At 72.6% G+C, this 21,591-nt stretch carries 17 protein-coding genes; 7 read left to right on the plus strand and 10 right to left on the minus strand.

All coding sequences use genetic code 11. From position 1 onward, the window contains the following. The first annotated feature begins 16 nt into the window (after positions 1–16). Positions 17–2,425: a glycosyltransferase gene (locus H030_RS37920; RefSeq protein ID WP_051223749.1), complete on the plus strand. Its 2,409-nt coding sequence runs from the start codon at positions 17–19 to the stop codon at positions 2,423–2,425. On the opposite strand, the gene H030_RS39895 is transcribed toward H030_RS37920, so the two are convergent. Continuing rightward, complete coding sequence (locus tag H030_RS39895) at positions 2,422–3,165, minus strand: class I SAM-dependent methyltransferase (RefSeq protein WP_051223750.1); 744 nt, start codon at positions 3,163–3,165, stop codon at positions 2,422–2,424. The genes H030_RS37920 and H030_RS39895 overlap by 4 nt on opposite strands. Beyond that, complete coding sequence (locus tag H030_RS0125520) at positions 3,162–7,313, minus strand: alpha-(1->3)-arabinofuranosyltransferase domain-containing protein (protein WP_027008215.1); 4,152 nt, start codon at positions 7,311–7,313, stop codon at positions 3,162–3,164. Before H030_RS0125520 ends, H030_RS39895 begins: the two co-directional genes overlap by 4 nt. A 77-nt stretch (positions 7,314–7,390) precedes the next feature. Between H030_RS0125520 and H030_RS0125525 the strand changes: the two genes are divergently transcribed. Then, positions 7,391–8,872, plus strand: a complete 1,482-nt coding sequence (locus H030_RS0125525) for an O-antigen ligase family protein (protein WP_027008216.1) — start codon at positions 7,391–7,393, stop codon at positions 8,870–8,872. On the opposite strand, the gene H030_RS38665 is transcribed toward H030_RS0125525, so the two are convergent. Continuing rightward, positions 8,755–10,095 carry a glycosyltransferase family 39 protein gene (locus H030_RS38665; protein ID WP_027008217.1) on the minus strand — a complete coding sequence of 447 codons (1,341 nt, stop codon included), beginning with the start codon at positions 10,093–10,095 and terminating at the stop codon, positions 8,755–8,757. The two genes, H030_RS0125525 and H030_RS38665, sit on opposite strands and share 118 nt — an antisense overlap. A 50-nt stretch (positions 10,096–10,145) precedes the next feature. On the opposite strand from H030_RS38665, the gene H030_RS0125535 reads away from it, so the two are divergent. Beyond that, on the plus strand, positions 10,146–11,399 hold the full coding sequence (locus H030_RS0125535) for an acyltransferase family protein (RefSeq protein WP_027008218.1): 1,254 nt from the start codon (positions 10,146–10,148) through the stop codon (positions 11,397–11,399). Here H030_RS0125535 and H030_RS0125540 read toward each other — a convergent pair. The 4 genes from H030_RS0125540 to H030_RS38670 all read right to left on the minus strand — a co-directional run bounded on the left by H030_RS0125540 (position 11,349) and on the right by H030_RS38670 (position 14,637). After that, the gene (locus H030_RS0125540; RefSeq protein WP_027008219.1) at positions 11,349–11,735 is read right to left on the minus strand and encodes a hypothetical protein; all 387 of its coding nucleotides are present in this window, start codon (positions 11,733–11,735) and stop codon (positions 11,349–11,351) included. The two genes, H030_RS0125535 and H030_RS0125540, sit on opposite strands and share 51 nt — an antisense overlap. 79 nt (positions 11,736–11,814) lie before the next feature. Next, on the minus strand, positions 11,815–12,168 hold the full coding sequence (locus tag H030_RS0125545; RefSeq protein ID WP_155892274.1) for a hypothetical protein: 354 nt from the start codon (positions 12,166–12,168) through the stop codon (positions 11,815–11,817). Then, the gene (locus H030_RS37925) at positions 12,165–14,009 is read right to left on the minus strand and encodes a hypothetical protein (protein WP_051223751.1); all 1,845 of its coding nucleotides are present in this window, start codon (positions 14,007–14,009) and stop codon (positions 12,165–12,167) included. The genes H030_RS0125545 and H030_RS37925 overlap by 4 nt, the downstream gene beginning before the upstream one ends. Positions 14,010–14,043: 34 nt before the next feature. Next, positions 14,044–14,637 (minus strand): FKBP-type peptidyl-prolyl cis-trans isomerase, encoded by a 594-nt coding sequence (locus H030_RS38670; protein WP_196809273.1) that lies wholly within the window; start codon positions 14,635–14,637, stop codon positions 14,044–14,046. A 449-nt stretch (positions 14,638–15,086) separates the two neighbouring features. On the opposite strand from H030_RS38670, the gene map reads away from it, so the two are divergent. From map to H030_RS35220, 4 genes are read left to right on the plus strand one after another with little or no spacing between them, the layout of a single operon-like run. Beyond that, entirely contained in the window at positions 15,087–15,824 is a 738-nt protein-coding gene (gene map / locus H030_RS0125560; RefSeq protein WP_027008222.1) for a type I methionyl aminopeptidase, read from the plus strand. Between the two features lie 31 nt (positions 15,825–15,855). Beyond that, positions 15,856–16,893, plus strand: coding sequence for a hypothetical protein (locus tag H030_RS0125565; protein ID WP_027008223.1), 1,038 nt, complete (start codon positions 15,856–15,858; stop codon positions 16,891–16,893). Between the two features lie 39 nt (positions 16,894–16,932). Continuing rightward, on the plus strand, positions 16,933–17,574 hold the full coding sequence (locus tag H030_RS0125570) for a class I SAM-dependent methyltransferase (RefSeq protein WP_027008224.1): 642 nt from the start codon (positions 16,933–16,935) through the stop codon (positions 17,572–17,574). A gap of 11 nt (positions 17,575–17,585) precedes the next feature. Then, positions 17,586–17,969, plus strand: coding sequence for a YunG family protein (locus H030_RS35220; RefSeq protein ID WP_035129791.1), 384 nt, complete (start codon positions 17,586–17,588; stop codon positions 17,967–17,969). On the opposite strand, the gene H030_RS35225 is transcribed toward H030_RS35220, so the two are convergent. The 3 genes from H030_RS35225 to H030_RS35235 are packed head-to-tail and all read right to left on the minus strand — an operon-like array spanning position 17,949 to position 21,576. After that, positions 17,949–19,448, minus strand: a complete 1,500-nt coding sequence (locus H030_RS35225; protein ID WP_035129793.1) for a hypothetical protein — start codon at positions 19,446–19,448, stop codon at positions 17,949–17,951. The two genes, H030_RS35220 and H030_RS35225, sit on opposite strands and share 21 nt — an antisense overlap. 5 nt (positions 19,449–19,453) lie before the next feature. Then, positions 19,454–20,416, minus strand: coding sequence for a glycosyltransferase family 2 protein (locus tag H030_RS37930; RefSeq protein ID WP_051223752.1), 963 nt, complete (start codon positions 20,414–20,416; stop codon positions 19,454–19,456). Further along, positions 20,413–21,576, minus strand: a complete 1,164-nt coding sequence (locus H030_RS35235; RefSeq protein WP_081691170.1) for a glycosyltransferase — start codon at positions 21,574–21,576, stop codon at positions 20,413–20,415. Before H030_RS35235 ends, H030_RS37930 begins: the two co-directional genes overlap by 4 nt. Between the last annotated feature and the right edge of the window lie 15 nt (positions 21,577–21,591).

A 21,591-nucleotide genomic window follows, 5' to 3' on the forward strand; every position in this document is an offset into this window, starting at 1 on the left:
TAGCTTTGCGCGGCAGGTGCCCCACGCCGAATCCCCACGCCACATCCTGCTGCTGACCGACCGCGACTGGACGCACCCCCAGGGCGGCGGCACCGGCACCAACCTGTACGGGCAGGTCTCACGCTGGATCGCGTGGGGCCACCGCGTCACGGTCATCGCCGGCTCCTACCCCGGCGCCGAGCCGGTCTCCCGCCCCGCGCCCGGGCTGGAGATCCACCGCATGGGCGGCCGGATGACCGTGTTCCCGCGCGCCGCGCTCGCGTCGCTGCGCGGGGTCGGGCGCGATGCGGACGTGGTCCTGGAGGTCGTCAACGGCATCGCGTTCTTCACCCCGCTGTGGTGGTGGACGCGCGCGCCGCGCGTGACGCTGGTCCACCACGTCCACCAAGACCACTACGTCGCCGAGATGGGCAAGCGCGGGCGCCTGGCCGCGCTGCTGGCCGAGCGGCTGCCGCTGGCGACGCTGTACCGCCACCACCCGTTCCTGACGATCTCGGACTCCGCCCGGCGCGACATGGTGGCCTTGGGCATCCCGGCCGACCGGATCCACGTCGCCTACCTCGGCGTCGAGGCCGACTCGTTCGTCGAGACGAGGCGCGACGAGACGCCGACGCTGCTCTACCTCGGGCGCCTGAAGCAGTACAAGCGGCTGGAGATCCTGCTCGACGTCCTCGAGGGGCTCCCGGACGCCAAGCTCGAGGTCGCCGGCGAGGGCGACCACCGGCCGGTCCTCGAGGCGGAGATCGCCGCGCGCGGATTGGAAGACCGCGTGACGCTGCACGGGTTCGTCTCCGAGGAGGAGAAGCGCGAGCTGTACGCCCGCGCCTGGGTCAACCTCACGGCGTCGAGCGCCGAGGGCTGGTGCCTGACGGTCATGGAGGCCGCGGGCGCCGGGACGCCGAGCGCGGCGATGGCCGTCGGCGGGCTGCCGGAGTCGATCGTCGACGAGCAGACCGGCCTGCTCGCGCACGAGCCCGAGGAGCTGGCGGAGAAGGTCCACGCGCTCGTGGCCTCGCCGCAGCGGCGCGACGAGCTCGGCGAGGCGGCGCGCGCCCGCGCCCGCGGCTTCACGTGGGACGCGACCGCGCAGGCCAACCTGGAGGTCCTGGACCGCGTCGCCGGCGAGCAGCGCTCGCGTCTGCGCGATTCGCTGCGCCGCTCGGAGACCGGCGCGGCCGCCGGCCTGGCGGCGGCGACGCTGCTGAACAACGCGATCCAGCTGATCTTCGTCGTGCTGTTCACGCGCCTGCTCGGCGCCGACGACTACGGCGCGCTGGCCGCGATCATCTCGGGCTTCCTGATCCTGATGGTCGGCGGGCAGTCGATCCAGGTCGCGGCGGCGCGCGAGTCGACGCTCGGCCACCTCGGGACCGGCGGGAGGATGCGCGCGACGCTGGAGCGCTGGACCAGGCAGCTCGTCGTCGCCACTGTCGTGTTGATGGTCTTCGGGATCGTCATCCGCCAGCCGCTGGCCGACGTGCTCGGCGTCGGCGACCACCCGTGGGCGGTCGCGTGGCTGCCCGCGACGGGGTCGCTGTGGTTGTTGTTGTCCTTGCAGCGCGGGATCCTGCAGGGCCTGCGCGGCTACGGCGCCGTGGGCCTGTCGATCATCGGCGAGGCGCTCGGCCGGGTCGTCTTCGCGGTCGTGCTGTTCGCGGTCGGGCTCGGCGTCACCGGCGCCTACCTCGGCAACCCGCTGGCCTTCGTGGCGATGGCGCTGTGGCTGTCGCGCGTGATCGCCAAGCAGCTGGGGACCGAGACCGACGACGACCGCGAGCAGGCCGCGACGGCCGCCCGGCCGCTGCTCGGGCTGATCGGCGACAACTGGATCCCGATCGTCGGGCTGCTGCTGCTGGCCGTGCTGCAGAACGTGGACGTGATCGTCGGGCGCCACAGGTTCAGCGGCGACTCGTCCGGCTCCTACGCCGCCGCGGCGGTGGCCGCGAAGTCGGTGGTCTGGGTGGCGATCGGCGTCGGCCTGCAGCTGCTGCCCGAGGCGACCCGCCGCGCCGCTGCCGGCCTCGACCCCCGCCCCGCGCTGCTGCGCGCGCTGGCTGTCCTGGCCGCCGTGGCGACGCCCGCGCTGATCATCTTCGCGCTGATCCCGCACTTCCTGATGAAGGTCGCCTTCGGGCCCGACCTGACGCTCGCGTCCGACGCGCTGCCGGTCCTCGGCGTCGCGATGACGCTGCTGGCCGTCGCCTACCTGACCGTGCAGTACATGGTGGCCTTGGGCGAGCTGAAGTTCGTCTGGGTCCTCGGCGTCGTCGCGATCGTCGAGCCCTTCCTGCTCTCGGCGGGCAACTTCACCCTGCTCTCCTACGCGACCGTCGTGCTCGGCCTGCAGTTCGTCGCCGCCGGCGCCGTCCTGACGCTCGGCCTGCGTGTCCGCAGGCCGGCGCGGGCGGCCGAGCCGGTCGCCTAGACCTTCTCGACGCGGATCACGCAGTTCCAGGCCACCAGCTCGCGGAGGCCGGGGACCTTCATGACGGGCTTGGCCCAGGGCCAGTAGCGGGGCTCCACGTCGGTGATGCGGAGGTGGGGGCGCTCGCGGGTCTCGCGCAGCGTCGTGCCGATGTGGCGGGCCCAGAGGGTCTCGCCGTACATGTGCTTGTCGGGCTTGCCGTGGCGCTTGACGTACAACTTGGGGCCGAGCTTCGGGCCGAGGTAGTGGTAGGGCACCATCAGGTGGCCGCCCCACGGCGAGTACCAGTTGGTCCAGGAGATGTAGGCCCAGCCGCCGGGCTTCAGGACGCGCTCGATCTCGGTGAGGATCGGGACCGCCGACGGCGTGTGCTCGAGCATGTTGGAGCAGAACACGCCGTCGATCGAGCTGTCCTCCAGCGGCAGGTTCCCCGCGTCGCCGAGCACGTAGCCCTCGGGCGGCGTGCCGCCCAGCTCCAGCTCGTCGGTCGAGTTGTCGATCGGGATGACCGTCGCGCCGAACGACCGGAACGCGTCGGTGTAGTAGCCCGGACCGCAGCCGAGGTCGGCGAGCGTCTGCCCGGTCAGCGGCCCGTGGTGCTTGTCGAGGTCCTCGACGGCGTAGGCGGCCAGCAGGCGGTAGAACGGCTCCGGATCGGCGCGCTCGTTGCGCCACAGGCGCCAGAGCGTGCGGTAGCGCTCGGGTCCTCGGGGCAGGTCGACGGCGGTGGCTGCGCTCACGACCCAGACGCTACGCGATCGCGCCTGCGCGCCGCCGCCAGCTGCCGCCACGCGATGACGGAGAGCAGCAGCAGCCCGGCCAGCGTCATCCAGTGCCCGGCGATCCGGTCCAGCGGGTACTTGGTGTCGTTGCCCGACAGATGGTGCTCGTGCTGGGTGATCTGGACCACGACGTAGGCGATCGGGACGCCCACGATCAGCAGCGCCGCCGCGATCCGCCCGAGCAGGACGTCCGGCAGCCCGCGCCACAGGATCAGCACCAGGACCGGCCCCGCCACGACGCCCGCGCGCAGGCCGAAGCCGCCCGCCACGACGATCGCGGGCACGAGCGCCAGGAGGATCGCGCGGCCCAGCGGCCGCGGCTGCGGCACCTCCGGCAGCGGCAGGTCGGCGACCGCGAACGTGCTCACGCGCTTGCGCGCGATCCACGCCGCGGCCAGCAACAGCACCAACAACAACAGGCACGCGACGAGCGAGACGATCGACGCCACGTTCGCCGCCCTCTGCAACCCGTAGGTGAACACGACCCTGCACGACGCGTCCCGGATCGGCCACGCGTTCGCGTAGCCCTGCATCGGCACCGGCGCGCCGAGGTCGCGCCCGTCGCAGGTCGCCTTCCAGTGCTTGTCGTAGGACTGGCCGAGGACGAGCCACGCGGGACCGGACTCGGAGATCCTCGCGTGCGTCCTGTCGGACACGACGGAGATCTGCTGGAACGAGGCACCGCCGCGCGGCGCGGGCGCGGCCGAGGTGAGCCTCAGCGCGTCGACCCGCAACGGCGTCCCGGCTACGCCCGTGATCGTCGTCGCCCGCGCCGGGATCGCGACGCCGCCGCCGCAGCCTCGCAGCCTCAGCGGCCGCCCGGCGTCGAGCGCGGCGCGGTCGACGCGCCCGCCCAGCGGGACGTCCCGCGCGCCGACCCTCACGCTCGCGATCCCGCACGGCAGCGCGACCGTGCCGCGCGACCGCGCATGCTCCGGCCCGAGGACGCTGGGCCCGACACCGGAGATCGTGCCGATCCCCACCGCGCGCCGCTGCCGGTCACGCGCGGGCGTCCCCGCCGGGAACTTCGCCGCGAGGACGTCGAGCCGGAACCGCCGCCCGGTCACCGCGCGCGGGAGCTTCACGAAGCCGCCGGAGCCGACGTTGGCCACGACCCGCCTGCCGCCCGCCGACAGCGCGACCTTCGTCGGCTCGCGCACGACGGCGCGCGCCGGGACCAGCGCGAAGCTCCGCACGGTCTCCGTCCGGCCCGCGGTCCACGCGACCCACGCCGGGCGCCCCGGGATCCACTGCCCGATCCAGTCCCGCCCACCGCCCGCGTCGAACGCCCCCGACGCGCGGTAGCGGCCGCGGTTCTCGAAGCGCGAGGAGGAGTCGGCGTGGATCAGGTCAGGCGTGCCGGTGAGGCGATCCAGCTCGGAGTCCGCGGTGCGCGGATCGACGGTCGCCCAGGCGGAGACCTTGTAGTTGCGCGCCGCCGGCGGCGTCACGATCCGCCGCAGCTGCGCCTCCGGGTCGGTGGCGTCGCGCAGCTCGCCCGCGCCGCGCTCGCCGGTGTAGCGGCCGCGCGCGTACGGCACGTCGGCGGTCGTGCGGTTCAGGATGTAGGAGAACGCGTTGTGCTGGATGTCGGTCCCGCGCAGCGCGTCCTCGACGTCGGTCGGCGGGCGCAGCGACTCGGTCGCCCTGATGCCGGGGATCCACAGCTCCCGGATCCCGCCCGCCCCCGCGTTGCCGTGCCTGGGCCGCGTGACGTCGGCGAGGTGCACGACGACCGACCGCGCGCCGCGCAGGTTCACGCTCAGCCGGTTCCACCCTGACTTGACGGGGAAGCGCCTGCCGTTGACCGTGACCGCGCGCACCCGGCCGCGCGAGTCGCCGTAGGGCATCAGGTCGATCGTCTGGATGTCGCGCGGCCGGTCGAGCGTGACCGTCAGGTCCGGCCGGACCGGGACGAGGTGGCGGTCGGCGATCCAGGCGGTGGTCGTGTCGCCGTCGAGCGCCGCGAACGGCCGCTGGTCGGGGAGCTGCGTGACCTGCGGCGACGCGGGCGCGGTGACGTCGGTGATCCCGCCGCCGTAGACCGCGACGGTCTCGCGCGCCGCCGCGCCCGGCTCGCTGGCGGCGCCGAACGGGTCGAGGATCGTGCCGTCCTGGGAGATGTCGTTGCCCGCGGTCAGCGTCGGCCCGGTCTGCCCGCGCGAGCGCGCCGCGACGAACGCGCGCCGCCGGTTGCCGTCGGCGACCACGAACGACGCGCCGGAGCGCTCGGCGCTGCGGATCCCGGCGGCACCGAGGTCCGGCCCGTAGGCCAGCGCGCGCAGCGGGTCGAGCGCGCCGAACGACGCCATCGACTCGATCCCGTCGGCCGCGCCGTCGACGACCTGCTCGCTGCCGCGCGGGAGCACCTGGACGGTCGAGTTGCCCCTCAGCGGGATCCGCTGCAGCTGCGGGACGCGCGCGTCGCCGCCCAGCGAGCCGGCGTCGCCGCGCGCCGTCACGGTCCTGCCGTACGGCACCGCCTTCCCGAGCCCGCTCAGCGCCCGGACCGCGTCGGCGGCCGGCATCTCACCGCTGTAGGCGCGGTCGCCGTCGGCGGCGAGGACCACGTCGCCGACGCCCATCAACGACAACAACGGCGGGAGCTGGCCCGGCGTCAGGCGCTCCTGCGTGACCAGCGCGTCGACGCCGAACTGCAGGTCCGACGAGCGCCGGTCGGCGAACGGGATGATCCAGCGCTCCGACACCATGTGCTTGGTCAGCGCCGGGAGCACCGGGTCGACCGTGCCGCCCCACTTGTAGAACGCGAACAGCTGGCCCGGGAAGACCGCGGCGCGCGTGGCGTCCGGCCGCCTGTCGAGATCGGCGGCGAGCTTGTCGTAGGCCGGCGGCACCTTGAACCGCAACTGCCCCTCGACCGCCCGGCCGGTCACCAGCGGCCAGCACGACACCACCAACAACGCGACCGCCGCGCCCGCGATCCCGCCGCGGACGGCCACGCCGCGCCAGCGCGCCCAGGCGTAGCCGAACGCCGCGCCGCCGAGCCCGGCCAGGCCCAGCGCGGTCAGGGCCCCCGCCTTGTAGGTCGTGCGCAGGAATTGGACCAGCGACACGTGGTAGTAGACGCCGGTGACGAGGTGGCGCATCGGCGTCCCCTCGGGCCAGCCGGCGGTCATCACGACGAGCCCGGCGAGCGTCAACACCAGGAAGAACGGCGCGTAGCGCCAGCGCTTGGTGACCACGAACGCGCTCAGCGACAGCGCGGGCGTCACGAGCCCCGCCAGGACCACCGGCAAGGCCAACAACAACACCGGGCCGGTGCCCTGGTAGGGCCGCAGCGCGCCGCCGAAGCCGGTCCCGACGTACGTCCCCCAGAACCCGAGCAGACGCATCGACTCGCTCAGCGAGGTCGTGCCCCAGATCGTCCCGGGCTGCTCGGTGAAGGCCAGGAAGTCCGGCGCCGCGCGTGAGGCCAGCCCCAGCGGCACGACCCACCACAGGTTCGCCACGACCGCGACCGGGACCAACCGCACCAGGAACGACCGGACGTCGGACCAGGCCACGTCGCGCAGCCACAACCCGTACAACACGAGCAGCAAGGGCCCCAACAGCACCCAGCCGGTCAGCCCGGCGTTGACGCCGCCGCCCGCGCTGCTGAGGACGAGCGCGAACGCGATCGGCCAGCGCCAGCCGCGCGGCTCGCGCAGGCCGCGCTGGACGCACAGCAGCAGCCACGGCAGCGACGCGTAGGCCAGCAGCGCGATCGACTGGCGCGCGAAGTAGGTCGCCACGTAGGGGTTGACGACGAACAGGACAGCGGCGGCCAGGTGCATCGCGCCGCGCCGGCGCTCCGGGCCGAGGAGGGCGTCCAGCAGCCGGACCACGCCCCAGCCCGCCAGCGCGAGCAGCGTCCCGAGCCACAGCCGGTGCACGAGCCACGTCGGGATCCCGAGCTCGTCGCCGAGCCAGAACCACGGCGCCATCGGCCACGCGTAGCCCGCGTACTGCCCGGCCCAGACGTGGCCGAGGTCGACCGTCGGGCTCCACAACGACAGGACGTCGCCCAGGAACCGGCCTGGGTCGAGGTACAAGTTGACCTTCGTGTCGGCCACCAGCTCGCCCGGACGCTGGACGATGGCGACCACGTAGGCAAGGACGGTGACCGCGAGGGGAATGGCCCTGCGGCTCCGCATGCAGCGCCGAAGAATAGGCTGCACCGCCGATGCGCTCGCCCCTCCCCACCACGCGGCGGCCTGCCGCCGCGGCGGGCCTGGCGCTGCTGGCCCTTGCCGCGCCCACCGTCCTGGCCTTCTTCAAGGGCGGCTACTTCGACGGACCGCGCGACGTCGCGCTCGCGCTGACGGGCCTGCTGCTGGCCGCCTGTGCGCTGCTGCTGCCGGTCCGCGCGCTGTGGCCGCGCAACCGCCACGCGCAGCTCGCGCTGCTGGCGTTCGCCGGGCTGACGGCCTGGACCGCGTGGTCGACGCGCTGGGCGCCGCTGAACGACAACGCCTGGGCGACGTTCGAGCGCGACGCGCTCTACCTCGGCGCGCTGGTCGTCGCGGTCGCGACGCTGCGCTACGTCCCGCGCGCGGTCGAGCCGGCGCTGGCGGCGGGCGCGCTGGTCGTCGTCGGCTACGGCCTGCTCGGGCGGCTGATCCCGGACGTCGTGCACGCCGCGCCGTCGATCAGCGCCGGCGGGCGCCTCGACCAGCCGCTGACCTACTGGAACGCGATGGGCGCGCTCGGCGCGCTCGGCTTCGTGCTGTCGGCGCGGATCGCCGGCGACGACACGCGCCCTGCGCCGCACCGGGCGCTGGCCGCCGCCGCGGCGGTCCCGCTCGCGGTCGCGATCTACCTGACGTTCAGCCGCGGCGCGCTGGCCGCGACGGCCGCGGGCCTCGTCGTCCTGCTGGCGCTCGCGCCGTCCTACACGCAGCTGCGCGCGGCGGCGATCGCGGTCGAGGCGGGGATCATCGGCTGCGCGGTGGCCGCCGCGGCGCCCGCGGTCCGGACGCTGCACGGCGCGCATCCCGCGCTGCAGGGCCTCGCCGTCCTGGTCGCGCTGCTGGCGCTGATGGGCCTGGCGGCGTTCGTGCAGCTGTGGGCGTGCCGCGACGAGCGCGTCGGCGCGTCCCGGCTCGGGCGCCTGCCGCTGCCGCCCCACCACGGCTGGGTCGCGGCGCTGCTGGTCGCGGCGATGCTCGTGGTCCCGGTGGCTGTCGCCGCGGGCAGCGACGCGCCGTCAGCCTCCAGCGACCCGCGCTTCGGCGCCTCGACGAGCCGCCTGGCGTCGACCGACTCGCCGCGCTACCACTACTGGAAGGTCGCGATCGACACGTTCGCCGACCATCCCCTCAAGGGCGTCGGCGCGGGCGGCTTCGCGGTCCGCTGGCTCGAGGACCGCCCGGTCCGCCAGCCCGCGCAGGACGCGCACTCACTCGAGATCGAGACGCTCGCCGAGCTCGGCATCGTCGGCGGGTTGTTGTTGGTCTTGATGGGCGCCGGGATCGCGCTGGCGTCACGCGACGCGATCCGCGACCTCGGCGCCGCCACGGTCGCCGGCCCGATCGCGGCGCTGAGCGCCTACGCGTTCCACGGCGCGATCGACTGGGACTGGGAGATGCCGGCCCTGACGCTCGTCGGCGTCGCCCTGGCGGGCGCGCTGCTGGCGGCGTCGGACGCCGACGGCGACCGCGCCTGACGCCGCGCGGCGATCCACGACCACAACGCGTCCATCGCGACGCCGCCGAGGACGACGAGCACCGGCTCCATGATCACGCGGAACCGCGTCGAGCCGTAGACGACGGCGGCCACGGCCACCCCGAGGATCACCGGAGCCATCAGGATCACCAGCGTGTCGCGTCTCCGGCGCAGCAGCACCGCACCGGCGATCGAGAACGGCAACAGCAGCCAGTAGGCCCGGATGCCCCATTTGGCGACCTCGTAGGACCGCCCCTCGGTCGACATCAGGATCGCGGACTGCAGCGGCCGGTAGAAGTCGAACTCGCGCAGCAGCCGGATCAGCATCACGTACGGGATCCGGCCAGAGTGGTCCTTGGCGTACTGGATCCCGCGTTGCCGGTAATCCTCTGAGAACTGGGACTCGTCGCCCGCTGCGCGATGCCCGAAGCACGAGTAGTCCCACGAGCCGGTCAGCTTGCCGTAGTACGACCCATGGCAATTGGCACCGACCCACACGCCCTCGCCGTTGTCGGAGATCCAGACCGGGTCCTTGAACGTCGAGAAGTTCCGGATCTGCCACGGCGCCAGCAGCACGGCGAACGTCGCGAAGACCACCGCGACCATCTTCAGCCGCCCGCCCCACGTCGGCTGCGCGCGGTAGGCCAGCGGCAGCACGAGGATCACCAGCAACCCGACCGCCTCGCCGCGCGTGTACGCGCACAGCGTGATCGCGCCGCCGAGCAGCGCCGCGCGCTTCCAGCTCGGGCGGTCGAGGTAGCCGTAGGCCGCCAGCAGCGTCAGCGTGATCAGCAGCGCGTACTCGGTCTCGCTCATGAGCGAGCCGTCGATCACCCAGAGCAGCGGGTAGATCGCGGCGATGCCGGCGGCGATCAGGCCCGCGCGCGGGCCGGCGACGCGGCGCGCCAGGTAGCCGATCGCGACGACCGTCCCGGTCCCGACGAAGCACAGGACGAACTTCTGGGCCAGCGTGCCGTAGCCGCCGAGCTTGTCGATCGTCGCCAGCACCACGATGTGCAGCGGCGGGTGCTCGGCCGTCGGGATGTTCTCGGTCGCACGGCGGAACCCCTCGCCGTTGGCGAGGTGCGCCGCGTCCTTGTAGAACGTCAGGGCGTCCCCGATCACCGGGTACTTGCGGTTCAGGCCGGTGTAGAGCAGGCGGACGAACAGGGCCAGCGCGGCGATCGCCAGGAGTCGTGCTTCGAACCGTGGGAGCCGGCGCATGACCCGAAGCCTATGGACGACGGCGGCGACGCGTAGAGTGGCCGTTTCGGATGGGCGTCAGTCAGGTCAACGCAGGCGAGGCGGCGGTCGCACCGCCGCCCGGGAACCCCCGCTTCCCCGCGATCGACGGCCTCCGCGCTGTCGCGGTGTGCGCCGTGGTCGTCACGCACACGGCGTTCCTGTCGGGCTTCAACGGCCGCGGGTTCCTGGGCCAGATCACCGCGCGCCTGGACTCTGGCGTCGCGTTGTTCTTCATCATCTCGGGCTTCCTGCTCTACCGCCCGTTCGTCGCCTCGCGCTACCGCGGCGAGCGCGTCCCGAGCATCCGGCGCTTCGCCCGCCGCCGCGTCCTGCGCATCGTGCCCGCCTACTGGCTGGCGCTCACGGTCCTGGCGATCTGGCCCGGGCTGCCGTACGTCTTCACCGACCACTGGTGGGTCTACTACGGCTTCCTGCAGGTCCTGCGCCCGCTGTGGATCAGCGGCGGGATCACGGCCGCGTGGTCGCTGTGCGTCGAGGTCCAGTTCTACATCTTGCTGCCGGTGTACGCCCTGCTGCTCTGGCGCACGCTGCGCGGGCGCAGCGTCAAGACGCAGATGCTGGCCGAGACCGGCCTGCTGCTCGTCCTGGCCGTGGCCTCGGAGGTCACGCGCGGGTTGACGTTCGCCGACAAGTCGCCGGACTCGGTGTCGTCGACGATCGCCGGCACGTTCTCCTGGTTCGCGCTCGGGATGATCCTCGCGCTGGTGAGCGCCCGCTGGCATCAGGTTCCGGTCGCCGAGCGGCCGGCGTTCCTGCGCCTGGTCGTGCGCAGGCCGTTGCTGCCCTGGGCCGTCGCCGCGGCGCTCATGGTGCTGCTCACGCGGATCGGCCTGCCCGTGCTGTCGGTGACCGACTACACGACGTTCGACTGGGTCGGCGGCCACGTCATCTACGGCGTCATGGCGACGTGCTTCGCGATGCCGATCATGCTCGGGATCGAAGGTTCGGGCAGCGTGCCGGACCGGCTGCTGACGCTGCGCCCGGTCGCCTGGATCGGGCTGATCTCCTACGGGATCTTCCTCTGGCACCACCCGCTGACCGGCAAGCTGACGCGCGTCGAGAACTGGACGCCGCACGGCGACTTCGTGCTGTACACGCTCGTCGTGTTCGCGGTGGCGACGACGGCCGCAACGTTGTCCTACTACTTGCTCGAGCGCCCGATCCTCCGCTTCAAGGACCCGCGCCCGAAGAAGACCGGCGGCGGCGACGCGTCAGCTGCTGGCGCGGAAGCTGAGCGGGTCGAGCTGGCGCGCGCGGGCTAGCGCGCGCCGGTTGGCGGCCTGATCGCCCTTCAGGCGCGCGACGGCGGCGAGCGCGAGCCAGGAGTCGCGGCGCTGGGGTTCGCGGCGCACGGCGGCGTCGGCCAGCTCCTGCGCCGGGCCCGTCGCCTTGACGCGCACGAGCGCGCTGACGCCGTTGGTCAGCTGCTGGGCGCCGCGACAGTGGTCCAGCAGCTTCTGGGCGGCCCGCGGCGCGTCGCTGACCGGCCGCTTGCCGTTGCCGACCTGGAACGCGAGCCTGCCGCCCGCGTTGCAGCCGGAGCGATCGTGCGTGCGACCGACGCCGAGGGCGACGAGTCCGATCGCGAAGACGACCATGGCGGTGCGGACGACGAAAGAACGCAGGCGCGGAACTCTACGCGCCATTGCCGGCTTCTCGCGGGGTGGGGACGCGGCGTCACCCAAGCCTCTCGGCGCCTGCGCGGCCGATCCGGCATTTCTCGACCCGGTCGATGACACGGGACGCCTCAGCATCTGTCGGGAGAAACTCAACCGGAGTCCCAGCAAGGGGAACCTCTGCGTCTACGCCATGCTCCTTCAGATCCTTGACGGCGTCGATGGTCGAGGCGTCCAACATCCATCGCAGATCCCACCGCCCGGCGATGTCAAGGCACGCGACGTCATCGTGCGTCCCTCCGCGCCAAACGCGGTGCTGCCCGTCCGGTTCCCGGATCTCGAAGGCAGGCGTCGCCTGAAGTCGCCGGCCGATCACGGCAAGGCTCACCTGCACCCTGACGATCTCGGCGGTCAAGCGGTGCACGAGTACCAGAGGTTCTTCGAAAGCGTCGGATAGAAATCGCCCGCCCAGGCAAAGGTCTTATCCTGCGCCGCGTCATACCACTTGAGTGGTGCTCCAAACATCGTCGTTCCCTGCATATAGACGTTCTGACCTTCAAACGCCCATTGCGTCAGATGGTAATAGAACGGCTTTCTAGGGAATCGATTCTGCTGGTCGTCGCGCTGAACCGACGTCTTGAACGGCGACTTTCGATTGGTCGCGCCAACCTGAACGCCTGTCTGAGTTGCGAGGCCCACCACGAGTCCTGGTCGATGCTGCAGCCAGGGATACACGCGGATATCGACGGTGACAGCCTTCGCCCATTGTCCATCGACTTGCTCTCGCTTGCTGACCTTCCATGACAGGCGACTTGCGCCGGTGTACGGAGGCGGAACCGGATAGGTGGGTGGCGCATCACGCACGATGCCTCGATCGAACCCAACGCCGCCGCAGTTGCCAAGTGAGATCGTGTTGACGTACGTAGGATCAGGTCCGGTGCTGGCTGCGTTGGCCGGGACCTCCGCAGCAGTTTCGCCTCCGTGCTGGTCGTTCGATGACGACGGCACCGGGATCCCGCCAGCATCGTAGTTGTTCATTCCCGCTTGGTCCAGCGGCGAGAGCCCTGACCAGGTCGTCGCCGCGACCGACGGATCGTCGTCTTCGAGCAGCGTCTCGACCACGCTCTGTTCGTCGGTCGTGTTGACCGAGTGGTCCGGACCGCCGTACTGCCAGCTCGTCGGCGTGCCGACGTGCGGGATGCCGAGCGACTGCCAATCGGACCAGCTGCTGTTCAGGAACGCACGATGAACGAGCTCGCCACCGGACGTGCGCGCCATGACGTCGACGTGCCCGTAGCCCCAGGTGACCGGACGAGGATTGCCCGTGAAGCCGGTGGCCGGCCGGCCGAGCGACTCCCAATCCGACCATCCGCCATTGAAGAAGTACCGCTGCCAGAGGTTGCCCTCGCCCCCGCGCACGAACACTTCCTCGTGCCCTGAGGTCCACGAGATGGCGCGCGGCTCCGACGTCAGCCCTCCGCCGAGCGAGGTCCACCCGCACCAGCCGCAGAGCGATGCAAGGAAGCTGTTGTGGATCAGCTCCCCGTTCGTGGCCTCGGCGAACACATCGATCTGGCCGTTGCCCCACGTCACCGGCTGCGGCTCGGTGATGATCGGCGTCGTGCCGAGCTGGCCCCAGCCCGACCAACCGACCGCCGTCGTGAAGTATTTGTGGAACAGCGTGTTGTCCCAGGCCCGGACGAACGTGTCGATGTGGCCGCTGTACCAGGAGATCGAGTGCGGGTCGCCCTGGATGCTCCCCGCCAGCGACGTGAAGTCGCCCCAATCCCCCATGCTCGTGACGAGCGCTGCGTGGATGAGCGCGTTGTCGTTACCGCGAGCGAACACGTCGACCTGACCTGAGCCCCAGGTCATCGCGGAGGGGCTGCCCGCGATCTGCCAGGTGCCGATCCGCCTCCAGTCGTACCAGCCCGAACCGGTGAACCAGCGGTGGTACAGCCCTCCGTCCGTCCCGCGCACGAACACGTCGAGATGTCCTGGACTCCAGGAGATGACCGACGGGGTGCCGGTCATCTGCCCGCCGAGGCTCTCCCAGTTGCCCCAGCCTCCCGACGAGGCGAGGAACGCTCGGTGCCACAGGGCCCCATCCGATCCGCGAGCGAACACGTCGATGTGGTTCGGCCCCCACGAGATCGGAACCGGGTCGCTGGTGAGCGTGATGTTGGTGTCTGCGACCGCAACGTTCGCTGCGCACAAGGCGATCAGCAACGAGGCGAACGCGGCGACGACCGACACGCGAAGACGGGAAACGTTCATGTCTGGCTCCAGGTCAGGGCTGATCGGTGGAATGCGGCGACGACGACGGTGCGTCGGGCATCTCGGGTTCGTGGTCGCGTACGTCCTCGACGCTGAGGACGTAGAGCAGTGGCTGGCTCTCGGCGGCGCCGATCGGCGCACCGGGGATCGCCGACGGCCCGAGTGCCGTCGGAGCCGCGACGAGCTTCGTCTCGCCGACGTGCATCCCGGCGACTGCACGGTTGATCGCGGGCGCCACCAGCTGCGAGCCGACCGTGAAGGAGAACGGCGGACCGAGGTCCCACAGGCTGTCGACCGTCCGGCCGGTGGCCCATGAGAAGGCCACGTACTTGATCGTGACCGAGGCGCCCTGCGTCACCTGGCGTCCGCCTCCGGGGTGCAGCGACGTTTCCTCGTAGCCGGCGGGCGCCGCACTTGCCGGCCGAACGCCCAGGTGGGGTTGCCCGTCCGTGGTGGTGACCGACGCGGCGATCGCAACAAGCGAGCTCTCGGTTCGCGCCACCGGTCGAGACGACTCCGGATGAGAGACCTGTTTGATCGCCTGGGCGAGCGCAGCCTTCGCAGCGCCCCCCTTCGCAGGCAGGGTGCGCACCGTGCCCACCGGCATGGAGGCGACCTCACCGGTGCGAACCGACACGGACCGCCTCACCGAGACGTTCCGGTCTGGCTGGCGCTTCTTCGGCGCCCGACGGGTCCGAGCACGATGCTCGGACCGCACGCTCGGGAGCGCCGACGCCGGCCGGACACGAGGCGAGCTCGTCGGCTGCCGGCCACCATCGGCGGCGGCCACCAGGCGTTGCGTGCCGGTGTCCGCCTCGTCCGGCTTGCGCGATGACGAGGCGCAAGCGACAAGGAGCAGACAACAGGAGACGAGCACACCGCTCAGGACAATCCTCCGCATTGGGCGGCGATCCTATGCATGTCCGTCTAAAAACGCAACGCCACTAACCGCACATGACCGCACACCGTTGATCCCCGGCTCATTCCGGTACGCGACCGGTGTGCTCGTCCGCGGCCACGACGGGACTGCACCTCGCAACCATCTAGCCTGAGGGCATGTCCACCGACACGCCCGAGGACCTCGCCGGCATGAAGGCTGCCGGCCGTGTGGTCGCCCAGACGATCCGCGAGCTGCGCAAGCTCGTCCGGCCCGGGATCTCGACGGCTGAGCTGGATGCTGCTGCCGAGCGGATCTTCACGGCGCATGGTGCGCGGTCCGGGCCGCAGTTGGACTACAACTTCCCGGGCTGGACCTGCATCTCGGTCAACGACGAGGCCGTGCACGGCGTGCCCAACGCGCGGCGGTTGAAGGACGGTGACCTGGTCAAGCTCGACGTCACCGCCGAGCTGGAGGGCTACTACGCCGACGCGTGCCGGACGGTCGTCGTCGGCAGGGCCAAGCCGAGCGCGGTCAAGCTCGTCGGCGCGGCCGAGTCGGCGCTGAAGAAGGGGCTGGCCTCGGCGCGCGCGGGCGCGACCGTCAACGACATCGGGATCGCCGTGCAGGCCGAGGTCGAGAAGCGCGGCTTCAGCGTCTGCTACTCGCTCACCGGCCACGGCATCGGCCGCAGGATCCACGAGGAGCCGACGGTCTACAGCGTCGCGATGCCCGGCCCGTCGCCGGTCCTGACCGAGGGGCTGGTCCTGACGATCGAGCCGATCATCGCCGCGGGCGAGGGCGACGTCGTCGAGGACGGCGAGTGGATCGTCCGGACCGCCGACGGCTCGCTGTCCGCGCACGCCGAGCACACGCTCGTGATCACCGAGGGCAACCCGATCGTCATCACCGCGTAACTTCCGAGCGCGCGCGGCGTCTGAGCGGTCGATGCGCTCCATCGCCCTCGCCCTGACGCTCCTCGCGCTCGTGCTCGCCGGGACCGCGCAGGCGGCAACGGCGACAGCCGCCGCCGCCCCGAAGCGCGATCGCTGCGCGCCGCGCGCGGGCGAGCGCGTCGAGGCGCGCACGGCGACCGCCGTCGCCCTCACGCAGGCCGCCGCCACGTTGCGGCTGATCGGCTGCGCGCGGGCCAGCGGCAGGCGCCGCGTGGTGGCGCCCCTGCCCGCCGGGCTGCCGTCGCTCGACACGGTCCGGATGCGCGGCACCGAGCTCGGCTACAGGATCTCCGGCCACGACCCGGTGATCGACGACGCGGTGCACCGCGTGCGGAGCCGGGTCCTGCGCTCCACGCGCGACTACAACGACGTCACGGTCTTCGCGCTCGGCCCGCGCGGCGCGGTCGCGTGGTACGAGGGCAGCATGGTGACGGCCGACGTCCTGCTCTCGGTCCCCGGCGACGTCACCCGCCTGCTGGACGAGGGCGCCGACATGACCGGGCTGGCGTTCACCGGCGGCGCGCTGACCTGGCGCCACAGCGGCCACCCCCGTCGCACGCCGCTGGCGCCGCGCGACCGCTGCCCGGCGAGGGCACGCGTGGGCGGCAACGTGCTGGTCGACCTGCTGCGGACGCCGCTCGGCACCGCGGTCTGCCTGCGCGCCTCCGGCGTCGTGACCGACCTCGCCGAGGCCGCGCCACGCGACGTCGTCCTCGCCGGGACGTGGGCCGCTGCGTGGGCCGGCTCGCGCCTGCTGACGGCCGACGCCGCGGCCGGAGAGCGCCGCACGCTCGTGACCGCCGGCACGCCGGGACCGCTGACGGTCGACGAGCACGGCTCGGTCGCCTGGGCCGAGGTGACCGAAGCGCCCGCCCACACGATCGTCCGCGCCATCGACGCGGCAGGGACGCGCATCGCCTGGGAGGGCGACGTCGCCGTCCTGTTCCTGCGGCACGATCGGTCGACCGTGCTGTTCGCGCGCGACTGGGACCCGATCCCGTTCTTCATCGACGTCGCGCTGACGCCCTAGCCCGCGTCCGCGTCCGCGCCCGGACGTAGAGTCGCGCGCATGGACCTCCGCGCAGCGTTCCAACGCAGGCTCGCGAAGCAGCTCGGCCATCCGAGCGGCCTCGCCGGGAAGGTCGTCGCGCGGCGGATCAACCAGCGCAACCTCAAGGCGGTCGACGCCGCGGTCGCCGCGCTGGAGGTCGCCGACGGGCAGGTCGTCGCCGACGTCGGCTTCGGCGGCGGGGTCGGGCTCGCCCGGCTGCTGCAGTCGCCCGCCGCGACGATCCACGGCGCGGAGATCAGCGAGGACATGCTCCGCGCCGCGCGCAAGACCTACAGGAACGCGCTGGCCTCCGGGCGCCTGCAGCTGCACGCCGGGCCGATGAGCGCGCTGCCGCTGCCGGACGCGAGCCTCGACGGCATCGTCACGACCAACACCATCTACTTCATCGAAGACCTACAACCTGCCTTCGCCGAGCTGCGCCGCGTCCTGAAGCCCGGCGGCCGCCTGGTCGTCGGCATCGGCGACCCCGACCACATGAGGGATCTGCCGTTCACGCCCTACGGCTTCAACCTGCGCCCGGTCAACGACGTCGTACAACAACTCGCGGCCGCCGGCCTGACGCTCGCCGACCACCGCCGCCTCGGCCCCGCCGAGGGCCCCAGGCACCTCAGGGTCTTCCACGTCCTGATCGCCACCTAGGATCGAGCGCCATGCTCCCCGCCGACCTCGAAGCCGCGATCCGCGCCAGCTGGTCGCCCGCCAGCTGCGACCCCGCCGACGCGCCGTGGCCGCCGGAGAACCCGTCCCGCGGCCAGTGCAACGTCACCGCGCTCGTCGTCCAGGACCATGCGGGCGGCGACATCGTCAGGTCGACGGTCCTGCACGCTGACGGCACGCGCCAGGGACTGCACTTCTGGAACCGCCTGCCCGACGGCAGCGAGGTCGACCTGACGCGCGAGCAGTTCGTCGACGGCGAGGTCGTCCAGGACGCGATCGCCGAGATCCAGGAGCGCCCCGCCGACATCAGCCACGGCCGCGTCTACCAGCAGTACCTCGCGCTCTCCGAGCGCGTCTCAGCGGCGCTTCAACAATAGGTAGTCGCCGTAGCGGCCGACCCTGCTGTAGTGCGTGTCGATGTAGTCGTCGAGGATGTCGACGCCCGACGACCTCCCGGAGCCGTTGTCCTCGGCCTGCTCGGCGACCGGCGCCTCCCAGCGGACGACCAGCGGGGTCTGCGTGCGCTCGAGGTCGCGGGCCATCTCGCGCTGGACCTTCGCGGTCGTCACGACGCCGGGCTGGACGACGTCGTAGCGCGTCGGGTTCTCCCGGCGCAGCAACGTGTACAACAACGTGTCCCCCACCCGCACGCGGTCATAGCGCGGCGGCGCGCTCAACATGTAGGACCCGGGCTTCGTGATCCTGTTGGCCTCGGTCGCGAGGTCCTCCAGCGCGTGCGCGTCGTCCTGGTCGGTCCGGACGCCGTTGACGCCCGGCAGGTTCACGCCCGCCATGTTCGTCCCGTCCTGGACCTTCCCGAGCATCCGGTCGGCGCCGTGCAGGACGATCACGCCGAGCCCGACCGCCAGCGCGATCTTCCACGGCGTCCGCACCTCGCGCGCCGCGCCCGCGGCCAGCGCGATCGCCAGCACCGCGGCCAAGGGCACCAGGTGGAACTCGTCGGTGCGCGCCAACAAGTACAACAACCCCACGACCATCAGCGGCAGCAGCGCCATGCCGCGCCGCGCGGGCCACGAGGCGACCGCCCACAGCACCGTGAAGACCACCAACAACGCCGGGAAGTCGCGCTCCAGCACCTTGTTGGGGTCCCTGGTGTGCGGCGCGATCGGGAACGGCAGGTGCTGCAGGTGCTGCCTGAACGCGAAGCCGAACGTCTGCGACAGGAAGTCCCCCGGCGCCACCACCAGGAACGGCAACATCCCCAACAACGCCACACCGCCGAACCACGCCCACAGCCGCGCAGGCCGCCCGTCGGCCTCACGCCCGCCCAGCCACCACGCGCCCAGCGCGGCAGCGACGCCGACCTCGGGCCGGAACAGGAACGCCAGCGCCGCCAGCGCGCCCGCCAGCCCCGGGCGCCTGCGGCCCCCGAGCAGCGCGGCGAACGCGAACATCACCGACGGCGCCGTCGGCCCGGGCGTCAGCGGCCACGCCATCCCGGCGGTCACGCCCGCCCACGCGGCGAGCGCCCAGCGGTCGTTGGTCGTCTCGCGCCGCACCAGCAGGTACGCCAGGACCGCCGTCACCCCGCACACGACCGCCCGGACCACGCGCCACGTCACGAGCGAGTCGCCGAGCACCGCCTGCAGCAGCGGCGACCCCGGCAGGTAGTTGACCCAGAAGTCGCGGTACGGCCACTCGCCGCCGGCGATCCGGTGGCCCCACTGGAGCATCAGCCCCTCGTCGTGGGGCCCGATCCCGGCGCGCAGGTCGATCGTCGCCCACAGCGCGGCCAGGACCGCCAGGAAGAGGACGCGCTGCCACGTCAGCTCGACGTGGACGCGGAAGAAGTTGTCGCTCAACGGGTGGTGCCGCCGCATCCGCCGCTCGCCCATCGCCCTCACTCCGCCGCCTCCGGATGCCCGCCGGCCAGCGGGCCCCGCCACGGCCGCGCCGGCACCGCGCGCTCCATCGCCGCGCGCTGCGTCCCGCCGACGCCGCGCCGCGCGCGCCACACGCGCCCCAGCTCGGGCACCGCGGCGCGCAGCCCGCGCAGGTGCTCGCGCAGCGGCGCCCGGCCCCGCCGCGCCGCGTCGGCCAGCCACGACGCCTGGCGGTAGGCGACGTACGGCGCCCACTCGGCCGGGAACCAGCGCACGGCCAACAGCAGGGAGTTGCGCGCGACCCAGTAGCCGACCGGCGCGCCCGACCCCGCGCCCGCGTGGCGCGCGACCGCCGGCTCGTAGCGGCACGTCCACCCCGCCAGCCGCAGCCGCAGCGCGAGGTCGACGTCCTCCAGGTACATCCCGTAGGACGCGTCGAACCCGCCGACCTCGACGACCGCGCGGCGCCGGTACAGCGCGGCGCCCGCGCACGCGCCCCAGATCTCGCCGGCCGCGTCGAACTGCCCGGCGTCGCGCCGCCCGCGCCCGCGCTGCTCGCAGACGCCGTCGCGGCGCAGCGTGTCGCCCGCGTCGTCGATCAGGCCGGGATCGTCCATCCCCACCATCTTGCACGCCACGGACCCCGCTTCGGGTGCGGCCTCCAACACCTCGGCGGTCCGCGCCAGCCAGTCCGGGTCCAGCGCGACGTCGGTGTTGACGAGCGCGACGAAGTCGCAGTCCGCGCACGCGTCCATGCCGGTGTTGACCGCCGCGGCGAACCCGCCGGACTGCGGGCGCGCGATCACGATCGCGTCGGGCGCGTGCTCGCGCAGCCACGCGACGGAGTCGTCGCGCGAGCCGTCGTCGACGATCACGATCCGCTCGGCGGCGAGCGTCTGCGCGCGCAACGCGTCGAGCAGCCCCGGCAGCCAGCGGAGCCCGTCCCGGTTCGGGACGACGACAGCGGTGCGAGCCGTCACGCGGCGCGGCGACCGGCCAGCGCCAACCCGCGCGCCGGGCGGTTGCGGTCGCCGCGCGGGCTGGGACCGGCGGCGAGCGCCGCATCGACGTTCGCGCGGATCTCCGCGGCGAACGCCGCACGGCTGAAGCGCTGCGCGTTGGCGACGCACGCCGCCGGGTCGACGGCCATCGGGTCGAAGCCCGCGACCGCCGCGGCCAGCGCGGCCGGCGTCGCCTCGTCGTAGAACACGCCGGTCTCGCCCTCGAGGACGGACTCCGTCACGCCGCCCTCGGCCAGCGCCACGACCGGGCGCCCGGCGGCCTGCGCCTCGACGGCGGCGATCCCGAACTCCTCGGTCGCGGTGACGACGAGCGCCTTCGCGCTGCCGAGCAGGCGCGCGACCTCGGCGTCGCTGACGCGGCCGGTGAAGCGCACGTTGCTGCCCGCCATCCGCTCCAGGCGGCGCGCGTCCGGCCCGTCGCCGATGACGACCAGCGGGCGGCCGAGCTCGTTGAAGGCGCGGACCGCGAGGTCGATCCGCTTGTGCGGCATCAGCTCCGACAGGACCGCGTAGTGCTCGCCGACCTCGCCGGGCTGGAAGCGCTCGATCTCGACCGGCGGGTAGACGACGCTCGCCTCGCGTGTGAAGTAGCGGGCGATCCGGCGGCGCGTCGTCTCGGAGTTCGCGATGTAGCGGTCGACGCGCTGCGCGGCGATCCAGTCCCACTGGCGCCAGCGCTGCAGCACCACGCCGAGCGCGGCCCGGACGACCGGGCTCTGGGCGCGCAGCGTCGCCTCGCGCGCGTTCCAGGCGTAGCGGAACGGGTTGTGGCAGTAGCAGACGTGGACCGCGTCCTCGGACGGCAGGACGCCGTGGGCCCAGGCGCTGCTGCTGCTCAGCACAAGGTCGTAGTCGCTGAGGTCCAGCGCCTCCATCGCGTACGGGTACAGCGGCAGCAGCCTGCGGAACGACTTCGCGTTCGGGTGCAGCTTCTGCAGGAACGAGGCGTGGACGTTGCGGTCCTCGAAGCGGCCCTCGGTGCCCTTGGGGTCGTAGACCGCCGTGAAGATGTCGGCATCGGGGAACTGCTCGCAAAGTGCGAGGAACACCCGCTCGCCCCCGCGCAGGTCGAGCAGGAAGTCGTGGACCAGAGCCACCCGTGGGGACGACGGCTTCATGCGCGGACCGAGTCT

This window comes from Conexibacter woesei Iso977N, assembly GCF_000424625.1.
GTDB classification, from domain to species: domain Bacteria; phylum Actinomycetota; class Thermoleophilia; order Solirubrobacterales; family Solirubrobacteraceae; genus Baekduia; species Baekduia woesei_A.